The organism is Pseudomonas sp. 05N434, from assembly GCF_056396965.1.
Map to the genome: position 1 here is coordinate 1 of NZ_JBFTMK010000050.1, position 14639 is coordinate 14639.

Below are 14639 nucleotides of genomic sequence, written 5' to 3' on the forward strand. Positions count from 1 at the left end.
GATCATCACCGCCCATTGCACCGGGCTGATGCTGCCCGATCTGGACCTGCTGACCGTGCCCGACTGGACACAGCTTCAGGTACGCATCGACGATTTTTTAAACAAACCGGCGGACTTCTTTCGGAGCGCGACATCGAAGTAATCCTCGATGTGGTGCCGCTCATTTACTCGGTAAGTGAGGCGGAAATTCTGGAGTGGGACGCCGGCAAGGCCTTGCGCCGCTACGACATTGCGATCACTCGCCTTGGCGTGAAACAGGAGTAGAGCAGGATGGCAGGCAGTAAGTATTCGCTGTCCGGTGCGGCAAGCATCGAATTGCCGCAACTGGGCAGCGCCTCTGAAACGTCGGGCCTGAACCTGGCCCTGACCACGGCCAGCCTCGACATCCGTCTGCTGGTGTCGGAACAGGTAAAACTTCGCGAAGCACTGGCGTTGCTGAACATTGCTCTGTCGTCGCAGCAGTCGCTGCTCAAGGCGACTGCTTCGGTGCCTGCGGCAAGCAGTGAGCCAAAGTCCAAGTTAAAGGCTGAGGTTGATCAGCGCACGCCACCGGATTTGCTCAAGTCGGCGATGGCGACCGAGTTGGCGATGGTTGAGCTCAACCAGGTGCTGAAACTGGACAACGTCCAGTTGCAGAAACTGTCGCAGGCCAATCTGAAAATGGCCACTGACAAGCAGGTTGCTCCGAGCGGAGCAACGGCGGTTCAACTGGCCCAGGTCGAGTTGGCGGCGGCGAAGGCAGGTATCGGGGACGGGCTCGACCCGGCTAAAAAGCAGGACGAACTGCTGAACTTCACCCGAGATAGCGCGGTGACGGCGTCGGCGTTCAATCTCGACGTCAAGGCCGCCAGCGAGATGCTGTTGGGCTGGCGCACCTCAATGAAGCTGGATCGCGGACAAAGCCTGAGTCTGGCGGATGCAACCAACCATCTCGGCAACAGCGGTCTGAATGTCAAAGCGGCAGACATCGGTTCTGTCGTGCAACGCAGTGGCGAGGCGGGCATCGCCGCGGGAATGACGCCGGAACAGATGGCGGCGCTCGCGGCGGCGTTCTTGAACAGCGGCGCGGACAAGTCCGGTGCCGGTGAGGCTTTGAAAGGCTTCACCACGGTTTTGGCCAAGGGGGGCGCGGCTTCACCGGAACAGCGCAAGGCCTGGTCTGATCTGGACGGCAAATTCAATCCCGGGATGTTGGCTGATGGCCTGCGCAAGGACGCACCGGGAACGATCAACCTGGTACTTGAAGCGCTGAAGAAAAAACCAGCAGAAGAACAGCAGTCACTGACCAAGACATTGTTCGGTGATAACGCGGCGATTCTTGAACTGCTGAAAAAACCGGAAGACGTTCAAAAGGCGTTTTTACTGGTGTCCGAGCGGACATCCGACGGGACGTTGCCGAAATTCAACGGCTCCGTAGCGAAATCCGCCGAGGYGCTGGGTGAAACCTCGCAAGGGCGCTGGAATGCGCTGGATGCGAGTAAGAACCGGATGTTTGCGGCGGGCGGCAATGCCCTGGCGCCGTTGACTGATGGTTTGATGGTGTCGCTCGGTGCATTGGCCGATGGCTTGAGCGGGGTTGCTGAAGCACAACCGAAAGCTACTGCAGGATTACTGGTGCTCGCGGGAGCCATTGCGTTGGCGCGTGGTGCTGAAATCAAGGTTGCGATGGCCTCGGCCATCACCGCCGCGGCGACAAAACTTCTGGTTCTGGCAGGTGCGCGACCGATTCCCGAAACGGGGGATCTGACAGCCGATGCCAAGGCACGCGGTGGTAAGGGCAAAAAGCAATCCCGAGGCGCAAGGGCCGGAAAAAGCGCAGCTCCTGGAAAAGCCGCGACCAAGCCCATCCCAAAAAGCGCTACCAAACTGCCACGTATGTCGACCGGGAGTCGCTTGCTGGGTGCCGCCAGAATGGGCTCGGCAGTCACCAGACGGGTCGCGCCGCTGATGCTGCTCAGTGCTGGTTACGATGCCGTCAAAGGCTTGCAGGCGGGTGATACCAAAGCGGTCGGCGGGGCGCTGGGCTCAGCCGGTGGTGGGCTCGCCGGCACTTATGCCGGTGCTGCTGCCGGTGCCATGATCGGCAGTGTGGTGCCTGTTCTGGGCACGGCGGTCGGTGGCGTAATCGGTGGTTTGTTGGGGGGGATGGCGGGCAGTTGGGGAGGGGAATGGCTGGGTGAGAAACTCGCTACACCCGCCGACAAGCTCGCCGCTCCAGATCAGGTCAGCAAAGACCTGACCAACGCCCAGACGAGTAATCAACAGAACACGGTTAACGCGAACATCTATATCAATGGCCAGGATCAGGCTAGCGCCAGTCAATTGGCGAACCTGGTTGTGCAACAGATCACGGGCCAATTCGGACTCATGACCATGCCCAACTCACTCGCCATGCGAAGTGATGCGGCCCTGACTGACGGAGGTACGTGATGCGTCAGCAAATGGCACTCGGCAGTTTCATTTTCGGCCTGTCCAGAAMCTTCGCTTACCACACCCTGCTGCACACCTCGGACGGCGGCTGGAAAAGCATCGACATCCTCACCAGCAAACCCAAATCCAGTCAGGTCGGCCAAGGCCTGCAAGGGCTGACGATAACAGGCAAGTCGATGTACGCGACCGCCATGGATCGGCTCGATGAGCTGCGTGCCTTGCAGGCGCTGCGCATCCCTTTGCCCTTGGTTGACGGCATYGGCCGCAACTGGGGCCTGTGGCAGATCAACAAGGTGTCGGAAACCCAAAACAACATCCTTGATGACGGCACCGCGATGGTGGTCGATTGGATTATCGAGTTGACGGAGTTCGCCAATGCGTAGGGTTCGAAGTATCGCCGGTGATTCGGTGAATCTGTTGCTGTACCGCGAGCTTGAGCGTTGTGACGATGCCACCGAGGAAGTGCTTTGGCGTCTTAATCCGGAGCTTGCCGAATGGGGGCCGATATTGCCGGCGGGTGTGTGGGTTGTGCTGCCGGAAGTGGATTCGAAACCCGTCGCACCCACACCGGTTTCGGCCTGGGATTAAGGAGGCAGCATGTCACTGGGTTTCACGCCTGCGGTAGAAATTTACGGCGCAAACGCTGCGCTGCTCAACGAACGATTGCTCAGTTGGACGCACATCGACGCAGCGGGGATCGAGTCCGATCAACTGACGCTCGTGATCAGTCTGGATGGGCTTGAAGGGTTGCCCAGCCTGGGCGGGAAAATCGGTCTGCGGGTCGGTTATCTGGAGTCGGGGCTGGTGGATAAAGGCGAGTTCGTCATTACCCGACGCACGCCGACGCTGTTCCCTCTGCGTCTGACGCTGGTGGCCACGGCGGCGCCGTTCAGTGCGGCGGATCAGACCGGGTTCAAACAGCGCCGATCGGTCAGCCATGGTCCGACGACCTTGGGTGCGCTGTTTCGCCAGTTGACATCTAGGCACGGGTTTTCCCCTCGTGTGGCCCCGGACCTGTCACTGATAAAAATCGCGCACATCGACCAGTCCAACGAAACCGACATGGGTTTTCTGACGCGATTGGCCTACCTGCATGACGCCGTCGCCAAACCGGTCAACGAGCTGTATGTGCTGGCACGGCGCGGCCAGGCGAAATCGTTATCAGGCAAAGTTCTGCCGACCATAAAGCTGTCGGTGACGAGCAACAATCGCCCAGGCGATCACGCCTTTATCTCCGCCGTTCTGGATGAAACCGCCCGGGCGAAATACCAGGGCTGCAAGACCAGTTGGTGGGACGCGGCGGCCGGCAAAGTGCGTGTCGAGGAGAGTGGCATCGCACCGTTCAAGACCCTCCGCCAGCGTTTTCAGAGCGCAGACGATGCCCAGGCCGCCGCCGAAGGCGAGACCCGCCGGATGATGCGCGAAGCACTCAAGGTGACGATCGAATGCCCTGGCAATCCGGGGTTGTCCGCTGAAGGGGTCGTGCTGCTGGACCCCACCTGGCCGGATTTCATGCGTGGTCGATGGTCGATCGACAAGGTCACCGCCACCGGYGACCGGGAAAAAAGCTATCGCTGCAAGATTGACGCGACCTGCCTGGACGCCAAGGCCTGACGCACATCCCTTGTGGGAGCGGGCTTGCCCGCGAAGACGGCAGCACACTCAACATCAATGTTGCCTGACCCACCGCTATCGCGGGCAAGCCCGCTCCCACAGGTTCAATCGCACCCTCAAAAAATATTGGAGCGCCCTCATGAAGATCACGCCGATCCTCACGCAACTGCGTGCGCAATGCCCGACCCTGGCCAATCGTGTGGCCGCGGGCATCGACCTCGCCACCCTGCAAGCCAGCAACCTGCTCGCCACGCCTTGCGCCTACGTCGTCCCCATCGCCGATGTGGCGAGCAAAAGCGTGGCGCAAAACCTGATGCTGCAACCGATCCGCGACCGCTTCGAAGTCACCCTGGTGCTCGACACCGCGGACGCCGTTGCAGCGCTGGATCAACTGCACGACCTGCGCGCCGAACTGTGGCGCGCACTGGTGGGTTTCAAGCCTGGTAACGACTACAGCGCCATCGCCTACGACGGCGGCGAAGTGGTTTCCATCAACAGCAGCCGTGTGCTCTATCGCCTGCGCTTTTTCACCGAATTCCAGCTCGGCCGCAATTTGCCGGGGCAACCGGCGCAGAGCTGGCACGAGCGTGAACTGGACGGCTTGTCGTCCTTTACCGGGGTCACCGTGCGGGTCGATGCGATCGACCCGGCGGACCCCAATCTGCAACGCCCAGGCCCCGACGGGCGCCTGGAACTGACTTTCTCTGGAGACGTAACCCCATGAGCAAACGCATCAGCGTGCTGCCGGTCCCGGGCCGTGTCGTGCCGGATCCGGAAGCGGGCGATCTGTTGCCCCTCGAGGGCCGTGAAGTGCCGGACAACGCCTGGTGGCGTCGACGTCTGGCCGATGGCGATATCACTACCAAAGCCGTGAAAGCGGCGAAACCACAGGGAGCCAAATAATGGCGATCGGATTCAGCAACATCCCCGCGGACATTCGTGTTCCGCTGTTCTATGCCGAAATGGACAACTCGGCCGCCAATAGCGCCTCGTCGGCCATGCGCCGCCTGATCGTCGCTCAGGTCAACGACAACATTGCGCCGGCCGATGCCGGCAAACTGGTGCTGGTGTCCAGCGTGGCGCTGGCCAAAAGCATTGGCGGCCAGGGCTCGATGCTCGCCTCGATGTACGAAACCTGGCGCAAGACCGACCCGATCGGCGAGATCTGGTGCCTGCCGCTGCACAGCACCGAAGGCAGCATTGCCAAAGGCGTGCTGACTCTGACCGGTGCGGCGACCCAAAGCGGCGTGCTCAACCTGTACGTCGGCGGCGTTCGCGTTCAGGCAGCCATCGTCAACGGCGCCACCGCGGCGCAAGCGGCCACCGCCCTGGCCCTGAAAATCAATGCCAGCGCCGATCTGCCGGTCACTGCGGCGGCGGTCGGAGGTGTGGTCACCCTGAGCGCCAAATGGACTGGTGACAGCGGCAACGACATCAGCCYGCAATTCAACCGCCTGGGCAAGAGCAACGGCGAAGAAACCCCGGCGGGCCTGACCTCGGCCATCACCGCCATGACCGGCGGCGCCGGTGTACCGGATCAAGTGGCTGCCGTGGCGGCGCTGGGCGATGAACCGTTCGAGTTCATCTGCATGCCGTGGTCGGATCTGTCGACGCTCAACACCTGGCAAGCGGTCATGGATGACAGCACCGGTCGTTGGTCCTGGGCCAAGCAGTTGTTCGGTCACGTCTACAGTGCCAAACGCGGCACCGTCGGTACGCTGGTGGCGGCAGGTCAAGCGCGTAACGACCAGCACATGACCATCCAGGCGCTGGAACCGGGTGTACCGCAACCGTTCTGGGTGCAGGCCGCCGCACTGGCTGCGCGCACCTCGGTGTTCATCTCGGCCGACGCCAGCCGTCCGACCCAAAGCGGCAGCCTGCCAGGTCTCGACCCGGCTCCGGCGAGCGAGCGGTTCACCCTGACCGAGCGTCAGTCGTTGCTCAACTACGGCATCGCCACTGCGTACTACGAAGGCGGCTACGTGCGCATTCAGCGTTCGATCACCACCTATCAGAAGAACGCCTACGGCCAGGCAGACAACTCCTACCTGGACAGCGAAACCATGCACCAGTCGGCGTTCATCGTGCGTCGTCTGCAAAGCGTGATCACCAGCAAATACGGTCGCCACAAACTGGCCTCCGACGGCACCCGTTTCGGCGCCGGCCAGCCAATCGTTACCCCGAGCACCATTCGCGGTGAGCTGATCGCCCAGTACGCCAAGCTCGAACTGGAAGGCCATGTGGAAAACGCCGAGCTGTTCGCCGAACACCTGATCGTCGAGCGCGACACCCAGGACCCGAGCCGGGTCAATGTGCTGTTCCCGCCGGACTACATCAACGGCCTGCGCGTGTTCGCGCTGCTCAACCAGTTCCGTCTGCAATACGACGACGCAGCCTGATCGCTGCCTTTGACTGTGTGAATTCGGCCCACCGCGTGTGGGCTTTTTATTTGAAGGGAGAAACACCATGGGTCAACTGATTGCGGGCACCTGCTACGTCAAAGTGGACGGCGCTCAATTGACCATCAACGGCGGCTGCGAAGCGCCATTGATGGCCGTTAAACGGGAAACCGTCGTGCCCGGCTTCTACAAGGAAACCGACATCGCGCCGTCGTTCAAAGTGACGGCGCTGCACACCGCAGACTTCCCGCTCAAGCAACTGATCGCAGGCTCCGACATGACCGTCACTTGCGAATTCAGCAACGGCAAAGTCTACGTACTGGCCGGCGCCTATCTGGTGGAAGAGCCGGTATCCAAAGGCGATGACGCCACCATCGAACTGAAATTCGAAGGCATCAAGGGGGCCTGGCAATGAGCAACGCCGTGAAGCTTCAAGTTGCGATCGAAGCCCACGGCGAGCCCTTGACCGAGCTCAACCTGCGCCGCCCGACGGTGCAGGAAGTGCGGGCGATCAAGGCGTTGCCGTACAAGATCGACAAGAGCGAAGAGGTCAGCCTCGACATGGACGTCGCGGCCAAATACATCGCCGTGTGCGCCGGCATCCCGCCGTCTTCGGTCAACCAGCTGGATCTGGCTGACCTCAACACGCTGAGTTGGGCGGTCGCGAGTTTTTTCATGAGTGCGGCGTCGGAGCCATCACCGACCTGATCGCAGTCGCCTATGACCTGGCCTGGTTCTGGAAGGTTGACCCCGAACAGATGATGGCCAGGCCACTGGATGTGCTCCGCGAATCGCTGGAGCACGCGCAACGGATCAATGCGATGCAGCAGGTGCAGTGATGGCAGACACACAAACGAAAGGGAAAACATCGGTGCTGCTCACGGGCATCGATGAACTGTCACCCAAACTCGGCGCCCTTCGGGAAAAAGTCGAGAGCTTCAAGAAAAATCTGGAGCAGACAGGCCTCGGCAAACTGGACATCAGCGGCTTGTTCAAGGGCGGTAGCGTGATCACGCCGTTCATGGATGCGATCAAGGTGTCCGACGCGTTCAAGGGCAAATTGACCGAAGTCAATGAAGCAGCCGAAGGCGTTGATTTGCCGAAAGCGCCGGTGAGCGCTACGCAAAACATGAATGTGTTCAGTCGCTCGATGGAGCAGGTGTCGATCGCGGCCAACACGGCCTTGCAGCCTGCTGTCGCGACCATAACGGCAGGTCTTCAACCGTTGTTGGTAGGATTTGGCAGCCTGCTTGATGACAACCCGAAACTGGTCGAAGGGTTGGCGGCAGGTGCCATCGCATTTTCGGCAATGCAAACGGCCGTGACCGGCGCGACGCAAGTGTTCGATCTGATGAGCATGGTGCTCAAGACCAATCCCATCATGCTGATTGCCATGGGCATTGCCATGGCGGCCGGTGTGATCATTACCAACTGGGAGCCGATTTCGACGTTTTTCGCCGGGCTCTGGCAAAAGGTTGTCGGTTATTGGGCTCCGATCAGCGGCGTTTTCTCGGCAATTTTTGATCAAGTCAAAGCAGTCGTGAGTGCAGGATTCGACTTCCTCAAGGCGTGGTTTGCCTGGACGCCCTACGGAATGATCCTGAACAACTGGGGGGCCGTTGTCGGTTTGTTTGCGGCGATCTGGGATCTGCTCGTGGCACTGACTGTGCCGGTGAAGGAGAAACTGCGCAGCCTGTTCGACTGGGTGCCGCTGGACGCCATTGCCGCCGCTTGGGATCAGGTCCCTGCCATGTTCTCGGGCTACTGGGAGTCGATCAAGCTTGGAGCGCAGGCGTTCTTTTCCTACCTCAGCGGGCTGTTCACTTGGTCGCCCTTGGATGCACTGAGCGAAACATGGGCATCCGTGGTTCAGTTTTTCAGTGAAAAAGCGGAAAAGCTCCGGGCCATTCTGGCGCCCATCCAGGAGATGCTTGGCGGTAGCTTTGGTGGTTTTATCGCCCAAATTACCGGCAAGGTCGAAAGCTTCACCGAGGTGCAAAAGAAAACCAATGCTGAAGGCAAGGGGGAGTTTGCGCCGGTGGCGGCGTTCATCAATGCCGCTTCCGAGCAGCCCTCAAACGCGCTGGCGACTCCCGGCAGTTTGCCGCTCAAGTCGTCGTTGTTGCAGCCCGGTTCTCTGACTCAAAACTCCAACGCCTTGATCCAACAAAGCGCCGCCAACAATCGCACGCAACTCGAAGGCGGCCTGACGGTTCGCTTCGAAAACGCGCCGGCCGGGCTGCGCACCGATCAACCGCAAACCAATCAACCGGGGCTGTCGCTCAACTCGCGCATCGGCTACCGCTCACTTTCCCTGGGAGGCTCCAATGAGTTGGCGTGACCGTTTGTTGCCGGCGTCCTTTCGCGGTGTCGGTTTCTGGGTCGATCAGGCGAAAACCCCGGTCGGTAAAAAGGGCCAGTTGCACGAGTATCCGCAGCGGGACCTGCCGTTTTTCGAGAGCCTTGGCCAACAGGCGAAGATCCATGATCTGACGGCGTTCATCGTCGGCCCCGATTGCCTGGAGCAGCGCGACAAGCTGCTCAAGGCGCTGGAGCAGGGCAGTGGTGAACTGGTCCATCCATGGCTGGGGCGGCTACAGGTCAAGGTCGGCGAATGCGACATGACCCACACCCGCCAGGACGGCGGGCTGGTGACGTTTACGCTGAAGTTTTACCCCGATGAACCGCTGCCGTTTCCGACGGCCACGATCAGCACGCAGAAGGTGCTGCTGGCCAAGGCCGACACCTTGCTGGGCTCGGCGGTGGCGCGTTTCGAACAGGCCATGACCCTGATCAAGGCCGCGCGAATCGGCATCGCCAATCTGCGCAACAGCCTGACCGGGGTGTATGACGTGATCAAGGAACAGCTCAAACCGTTGATCGAGCAATATCGGCAGATCACCGAGCTGGTCAAAGCGGTCAAGGAATTGCCCAAGGAAGTGGCGGCGGAATTCAAGGGCTTGCTCGGCGATATCAAATCGCTCAAGGACTTCGCGAAGGAGGGTTATCGTGGCGTGATTGCCGACGTGTCCCAACAGCTCGAAGCCATCCGCAAGGCCGATGCGCCGAAGCTCACCACCGGCAAGGACACCACGGCCGCAGCGCAAGCCATGGCCGATCTGGTGCAGGACACGCTGCTGGTCAAAGTGGCGCAATGGGTCGCCTCGATGCCGGTCGCGTCGACACCGGTGAAACTGTCGTCGACACCATCGCTGGAGCAGCAGGCGAACCTGCCGGTCACCCGGCAGGAGGTGCCGGTCACCGACGATTTGAAAGCACTGCAAAAGGCGCTGGTCGAGGCGACCAACCCGATGCTGGACAAGGCCAGCCCCGCGCATTATCAGGCCATCGACGATGTGAAGCAGGCGCTGCTTGCGCATCTCAAGGCAGTGGCTTCGTCGGGTGTACGACAGGTCAGCAAGTCTTTTCAGGAAAGCCTTCCGGCGCTGGTCGTGGCGTACAAGCAATTTGCCGACGCAACGCGGGTCACCGAAGTGATTCAGCGCAACGGGATTACCCATCCAGGGTACGCGCCGAACGATGTGAAAGTCTCCGGGAAGTGAACCATGAACGAGATGGATAACCGCGTCACGTTGACGGTCGGCGGCCTGGAGTACGGTGGTTGGAAAAGCGTGGAAATCACGGCGGATCTGGAGCGTCAGTTCCGCACCTTTAAGCTCAACATCACCTGGCAATGGCCGGGGCAGACCGTAGACAAGCGGATCCAGCCCGGTGACGCCTGTGAAGTGCGCATCGGCCAGGATCTGGTGCTGACCGGGTATGTGTTCAAGGCGCCGATCAGTTATGACGGGCGACAGATCAGCCTGAACATCGAAGGCAGTTCTTGTACTCAGGACCTGGTGGATTGCGCCGCCACCAACCGCCCGAACCAATGGCATGAGCAATCGCTGTTGAGCATCGTCGAAGCGCTGGCGATCACCTACAAGGTCTTTGTGGTCAGTGAAATTCCCGAGACTGCCCGGCTCAGCAGTCACACCATCGTGCCGGGGGAAACGGTGTTYCAATCCATCGACCGCTTGCTGACGCTGTTCCGGGTGTTTTCTACCGATGATGCCCAGGGCCGGTTGGTGTTGGCCCGGCCTGGCAGTGGTGGCCGAGCCAGCGATGCGCTGGAGTTGGGCAAGAATATTCTGTCGGCCAACGCGCCGATGGATTACAGCCAGGTGTTTTCCGAATACCGGGTCATCGGTCAGCAAAAGGGCACGGACAAGAAGAGCGGGACGGCGGTCAGCGAGGTTGAATCGGTGTCTGCCGACCTGAGCTACAAGCGTCGGCGGGTCACGGTGATCAACGAAGGCATGCAGATCAATCCCGATCTGGCATTGCAACGGGCCAACTGGGAAAGCGCCACCCGCGTCGGCAAGGCCAAAACCACCACCTATCAGGTGCAGGGTTGGCGGCAATCCAACGGCGATCTGTGGCGTCATAACACGCAGGTCAGGGTCAAGGATCCGGTGCTGGGATTCGATGACGACATGCTGATTTCCAAGGTGACCTACTCGCTGTCGGCGCAAGGTTCGATCACCACCCTGCAAGTCGCACCGCCGCATACCTTCGATGCCAATCCCGAGCCCCCGAAGAAAACCTGATAGCCCCTTATAAGGTAGCCCCTTAAAAGGTCGCAGCCTTCGGCCTCGCCCCTCCAAGGAATTCAACATGAGCCTACTGACACGCCTCCTGGCGCGCGGCACTGTCGTGCTCGCCAACTCGGCCACCAAGCTTCAATCGCTGCAAATGCGCCTCACCGCTGGCGAAGTGAACGACGACATGGAGCACTTCGAACCCTACGGATTCACCAGCAACCCACTGGCTGGCGCCGAAGGTGTCGCCACGTTTCTGGGCGGTGATCGCTCCCACGCCATCGTGCTGGTGGTCACTGACCGTCGCTATCGCCTCCAGTCCCTGGCCGCGGGAGAAGTGGCGATCTACACCGACGAAGGCGACAAGATCCACTTCAAGCGCGGGCGGATCATCGATATCGAAACCGCCACCCTGAATATCCGCGCCAGCAGTGCAGTCAACTTCGACACACCCGTAATCAATCAGACCGGAAAAATCGTCTCCACCGGCGATCAGATTGCTGGCGGCATCAGCCAGATCAAACACGTGCACGTCGGCGTGCAAGCGGGCAGCGGCCAGACCGGCGTACCGGCGGGAGGGCAGTGATGTTGATCAGCCAGAACCTCCACGCCGCACTGACCCGTGCAGTGCTGATCAGTCTGTTCACCTGGCGCCGCGCCGCCGATGACGATGCCCTCGACGATGAAGAGCGTTTCGGCTGGTGGGGCGACAGCTTTCCTACGGTGGCCGACGACCGCATCGGTTCGCGGTTGTGGCTGTTGCGCCGGGTCAAGCTGACCCGCCAGACCCAGATGGACGCCGAGTTCTACGCCCGCGAAGCCCTGCAATGGCTGATCGACGACGGCCACTGCAGCGCCATCGACATCATCAGCGAACGCCTCGACGCCCAGCGCCTGAACCTGCGCACGGTCCTGACCCTGGCCGACGGCGAGCGCCTGGACATCAACCCTGATAACAGTTGGCAGGTGATCTATGCCGTTTGAAACCCCTTCGCTGCCGGTGCTGATCAAACGCACCCAAAGCGACCTGGCCAGCGATTCGCTGCGCCAGTCCGATGCGCAAGTGCTGGCCCGCACCCTCGGTGGCGCCGCCTATGGCCTGTATGGCTACCTGGACTGGATCGCCGAGCAGATCCTCCCGGACAAGGCTGATGAATCGACCCTGGAACGCATCGCCGCACTGCGTCTGAACCAGCCGCGCAAATCCGCACAAGCGGCCAGCGGCAGCGTCAGCTTTACCGCCAGCGCCGGTGCCGTGCTGGACGTCGACACCCTGCTGCAATCAAGCGACGGTCGCACCTACAAAGTGACCGCCGCGCGCACCACCAGCAACGGCCTCAACAGCACCACCATCGCCGCGCTCGAAGCCGGCAGCCTGGGCAATGCCGAGGCCGGCATGACGTTGATTCCGGTGCAGCCGATAGCGGGGATCGCCGGCAATAGCTTTACCGTGCTGGCGCCGGGACTCAACGGCGGTGTAGCGCGGGAAAGCCTGGAGTCACTGCGCTCGCGGGTGATTCGCTCCTACCGCATCATCCCCCACGGCGGTTCGGCCCAGGACTATGAAACCTGGGCCCTGGAATGCCCTGGCGTGACTCGCGCCTGGTGCCGTGGCGGTTTGTTGGGGCCGGGCACGGTCAGCCTGTTCATCATGCGTGACGACGATCCGCAGCCGGTGCCGAACGACGAGCAACTGGCCGAAGTCCAGGCCTACATCGAGCCCCTACGTCCGGTCACCGCCGAAGTGCATGTACAGCGGCCGGTTCAGGTACCGGTCGTCTATCACCTCAGCGTGAATCCCGACACCACAGCAGTACGCGCCGCCGTCGAAGCGCAATTGCGAGACCTGCATAACCGTGAAGCCGACCTCGGCCAGAAGTTGTTGATCAGTCACATCCGTGAAGTCATCAGCAGCACCAGTGGTGAATACGACCACTCACTCACCTCGCCCGTCGCCGATGTCCCCGCCAATCAAAGCGAATTGCTTACGTTTGGAGGTTGCATATGGGGGGCATAAGAACCGCCGCGCAATACCACGCCCAACTGCGCAGCCTGCTGCCCAGCGGGCCGGCCTGGGACCCCGAACAAGTTCCTGAACTCGAAGAAGTGCTCGAAGGCGTCGCCCAGGAACTGGCCCGCCTCGACGCCCGTGCCGCCGACCTGCTCAATGAAATGGACCCGTCCGGCGTCAGCGAATTGGTACCCGACTGGGAACGGGTGATGAACCTGCCCGACCCGTGCCTGGGCGCCACCCCGTTGTTCGATGACCGCCGACTGGCCGTGCGCCGCCGCTTGCTCGCAGTCGGCAGCCAGGCCATCAGCTACTACATCGAAATCGCCAAGAGCCAGGGTTATCCCAACGCCACCATCACCGAATTCGAAGCCCCGCGAATGGGACGGGCGCGGTTTGGCGCGGCGCACTTCGGGACCTGGCAGGCGCAGTTCATGTGGACCCTGAATACCGGTGGGAGATTGTTGCTGGGGCGGCGTTTTGGCGCGAGTTATTGGGGCGAGCGTTTCGGGGCTAACTCAGGCAACGCCCTTGAATGCTTGATACGCCGGCAGATTCCGGCACACACCGTTTTACACATCAATTATGACTGAGAGGTAAGAACATGGATTTTCCAATTAGCGCGCCCGGCATTGGGCTGGTAGGCGGCAAATTTGTAGATGAAAACCCATTGCTTGGGACGCCGGGATCCTTGATTCCTTCCCAGTGGGGCAATGCGGTCACTGAAGAAATACTCAATGTGATTTCTGCGGCGGGCCTTGCCCCGGATGAGGAAAGTAACAATCAACTCATTGCCGCCATCCGTCTTGTAAATAAACAGCCGACCCTTCTCACGGATACTGGCGCGGCCAATGTGTATTCGGCAACTAACTCCCCAGCGTTAACTGCGCTTCCAGGTTCTGGCTACTTCCAGCACCTTGTAATCGCCCATGCCAATACTGGCGCATCGACCTATGCGCCTGATGGTTTTGCAGCCAAACCGATTTATGGTCTGGGTTTGCAACCTCTTCAAGGAGGCGAGTTGCCCGTCGGTGTGGCTGTGCTGATGTACCTGGTACAGGCTGGGGTAAACGGTGGCAACGGCGCATGGATCATCATCGAGTCACTTGGAGGAGCCTCCCAGATTGCCCCGGCGACGAAAAGTCAGCATGCCGTTCAGCTCGGCCAAGCAAGCAGCCTGTTCGCCCCACCAATCGGGGAAATGAAGTGGTTTTCCACCATGGCTCCCCCTGCCGGGTTCATGGCTGCGGATGGGGCATCGGTATCGCGCACTACTTATGCTGACCTGTTCAACGCCATCACCGCACGTCCAACCGGCAACGTGACGTCCGGTAGCAACAGCATTTCCAGCGTGACCAGTCCATCATCGATGTGGGTTGGCATGCCAATCAGTGGTACGGGAATCCCAGCTGGCGCAACTGTCACTGCTGTCGGTGCCAGTACCATCACGCTGTCCGCAAACGCCACGGCCACCAACACTGGCGTTACCGTGGCCATCTGTCCATTCGGTGTAGGCGACGGATCGACTACGTCCAACGTGCCGGACGGGCGCGGAAAAGTCCCACGGGGTTGGGATGGCACTGC

17 protein-coding genes and 1 pseudogene are annotated in these 14639 nt (G+C 60.8%); all 18 read left to right on the forward strand.

Going from position 1 to position 14639, the window contains the following annotated elements:
- Nucleotides 1-142: pseudogene (locus AC1DLB_RS05630) on the forward strand (phage tail assembly protein); the annotation flags it as partial.
- A gap of 128 nt (nt 143-270) precedes the next feature.
- Nucleotides 271-2430 (forward strand): phage tail tape measure protein, encoded by a 2160-nt coding sequence (locus tag AC1DLB_RS05635; protein WP_477784712.1) that lies wholly within the window; start codon nt 271-273, stop codon nt 2428-2430.
- Nucleotides 2430-2813, forward strand: a complete 384-nt coding sequence (locus AC1DLB_RS05640) for a phage tail protein (RefSeq protein WP_477784713.1) — start codon at nt 2430-2432, stop codon at nt 2811-2813. The genes AC1DLB_RS05635 and AC1DLB_RS05640 overlap by 1 nt, the downstream gene beginning before the upstream one ends.
- Nucleotides 2806-3018: a tail protein X gene (locus AC1DLB_RS05645; RefSeq protein ID WP_111454266.1), complete on the forward strand. Its 213-nt coding sequence runs from the start codon at nt 2806-2808 to the stop codon at nt 3016-3018. Before AC1DLB_RS05640 ends, AC1DLB_RS05645 begins: the two co-directional genes overlap by 8 nt.
- Nucleotides 3019-3027: 9 nt before the next feature.
- Nucleotides 3028-4044: a phage late control D family protein gene (locus tag AC1DLB_RS05650; protein WP_477743339.1), complete on the forward strand. Its 1017-nt coding sequence runs from the start codon at nt 3028-3030 to the stop codon at nt 4042-4044.
- Between the two features lie 139 nt (nt 4045-4183).
- On the forward strand, nt 4184-4768 hold the full coding sequence (locus AC1DLB_RS05655) for a phage tail terminator protein (RefSeq protein WP_477743340.1): 585 nt from the start codon (nt 4184-4186) through the stop codon (nt 4766-4768).
- Nucleotides 4765-4947, forward strand: coding sequence for a DUF2635 domain-containing protein (locus AC1DLB_RS05660; RefSeq protein WP_477743341.1), 183 nt, complete (start codon nt 4765-4767; stop codon nt 4945-4947). The genes AC1DLB_RS05655 and AC1DLB_RS05660 overlap by 4 nt, the downstream gene beginning before the upstream one ends.
- Nucleotides 4947-6443 carry a phage tail sheath subtilisin-like domain-containing protein gene (locus AC1DLB_RS05665; RefSeq protein ID WP_477784714.1) on the forward strand — a complete coding sequence of 499 codons (1497 nt, stop codon included), beginning with the start codon at nt 4947-4949 and terminating at the stop codon, nt 6441-6443. The genes AC1DLB_RS05660 and AC1DLB_RS05665 overlap by 1 nt, the downstream gene beginning before the upstream one ends.
- A 67-nt stretch (nt 6444-6510) precedes the next feature.
- Entirely contained in the window at nt 6511-6858 is a 348-nt protein-coding gene (locus AC1DLB_RS05670) for a phage tail tube protein (protein ID WP_064620022.1), read from the forward strand.
- Entirely contained in the window at nt 6855-7151 is a 297-nt protein-coding gene (locus AC1DLB_RS05675; protein WP_018926972.1) for a phage tail assembly protein, read from the forward strand. Before AC1DLB_RS05670 ends, AC1DLB_RS05675 begins: the two co-directional genes overlap by 4 nt.
- Nucleotides 7152-7281: 130 nt before the next feature.
- Nucleotides 7282-8784 (forward strand): phage tail family protein, encoded by a 1503-nt coding sequence (locus tag AC1DLB_RS05680; protein ID WP_064620017.1) that lies wholly within the window; start codon nt 7282-7284, stop codon nt 8782-8784.
- A complete protein-coding gene (locus AC1DLB_RS05685) occupies nt 8771-10006 on the forward strand; it encodes a DNA circularization protein (protein WP_477743342.1) in 1236 nt (411 codons plus the stop codon). The genes AC1DLB_RS05680 and AC1DLB_RS05685 overlap by 14 nt, the downstream gene beginning before the upstream one ends.
- 3 nt (nt 10007-10009) lie before the next feature.
- Nucleotides 10010-11053, forward strand: coding sequence for a phage baseplate assembly protein (locus AC1DLB_RS05690; protein WP_477743343.1), 1044 nt, complete (start codon nt 10010-10012; stop codon nt 11051-11053).
- A 67-nt stretch (nt 11054-11120) separates the two neighbouring features.
- Nucleotides 11121-11630 carry a phage baseplate assembly protein V gene (locus tag AC1DLB_RS05695; protein WP_064620009.1) on the forward strand — a complete coding sequence of 170 codons (510 nt, stop codon included), beginning with the start codon at nt 11121-11123 and terminating at the stop codon, nt 11628-11630.
- Entirely contained in the window at nt 11630-12028 is a 399-nt protein-coding gene (locus AC1DLB_RS05700) for a phage GP46 family protein (protein ID WP_003222234.1), read from the forward strand. The genes AC1DLB_RS05695 and AC1DLB_RS05700 overlap by 1 nt, the downstream gene beginning before the upstream one ends.
- A complete protein-coding gene (locus AC1DLB_RS05705; RefSeq protein ID WP_477743344.1) occupies nt 12018-13061 on the forward strand; it encodes a baseplate J/gp47 family protein in 1044 nt (347 codons plus the stop codon). Before AC1DLB_RS05700 ends, AC1DLB_RS05705 begins: the two co-directional genes overlap by 11 nt.
- Nucleotides 13049-13648: a YmfQ family protein gene (locus tag AC1DLB_RS05710; RefSeq protein WP_477743345.1), complete on the forward strand. Its 600-nt coding sequence runs from the start codon at nt 13049-13051 to the stop codon at nt 13646-13648. Before AC1DLB_RS05705 ends, AC1DLB_RS05710 begins: the two co-directional genes overlap by 13 nt.
- 11 nt (nt 13649-13659) lie before the next feature.
- A partial coding sequence (locus AC1DLB_RS05715) for a phage tail protein (RefSeq protein WP_477784715.1) occupies nt 13660-14639 on the forward strand: 980 nt, incomplete at its 3' end.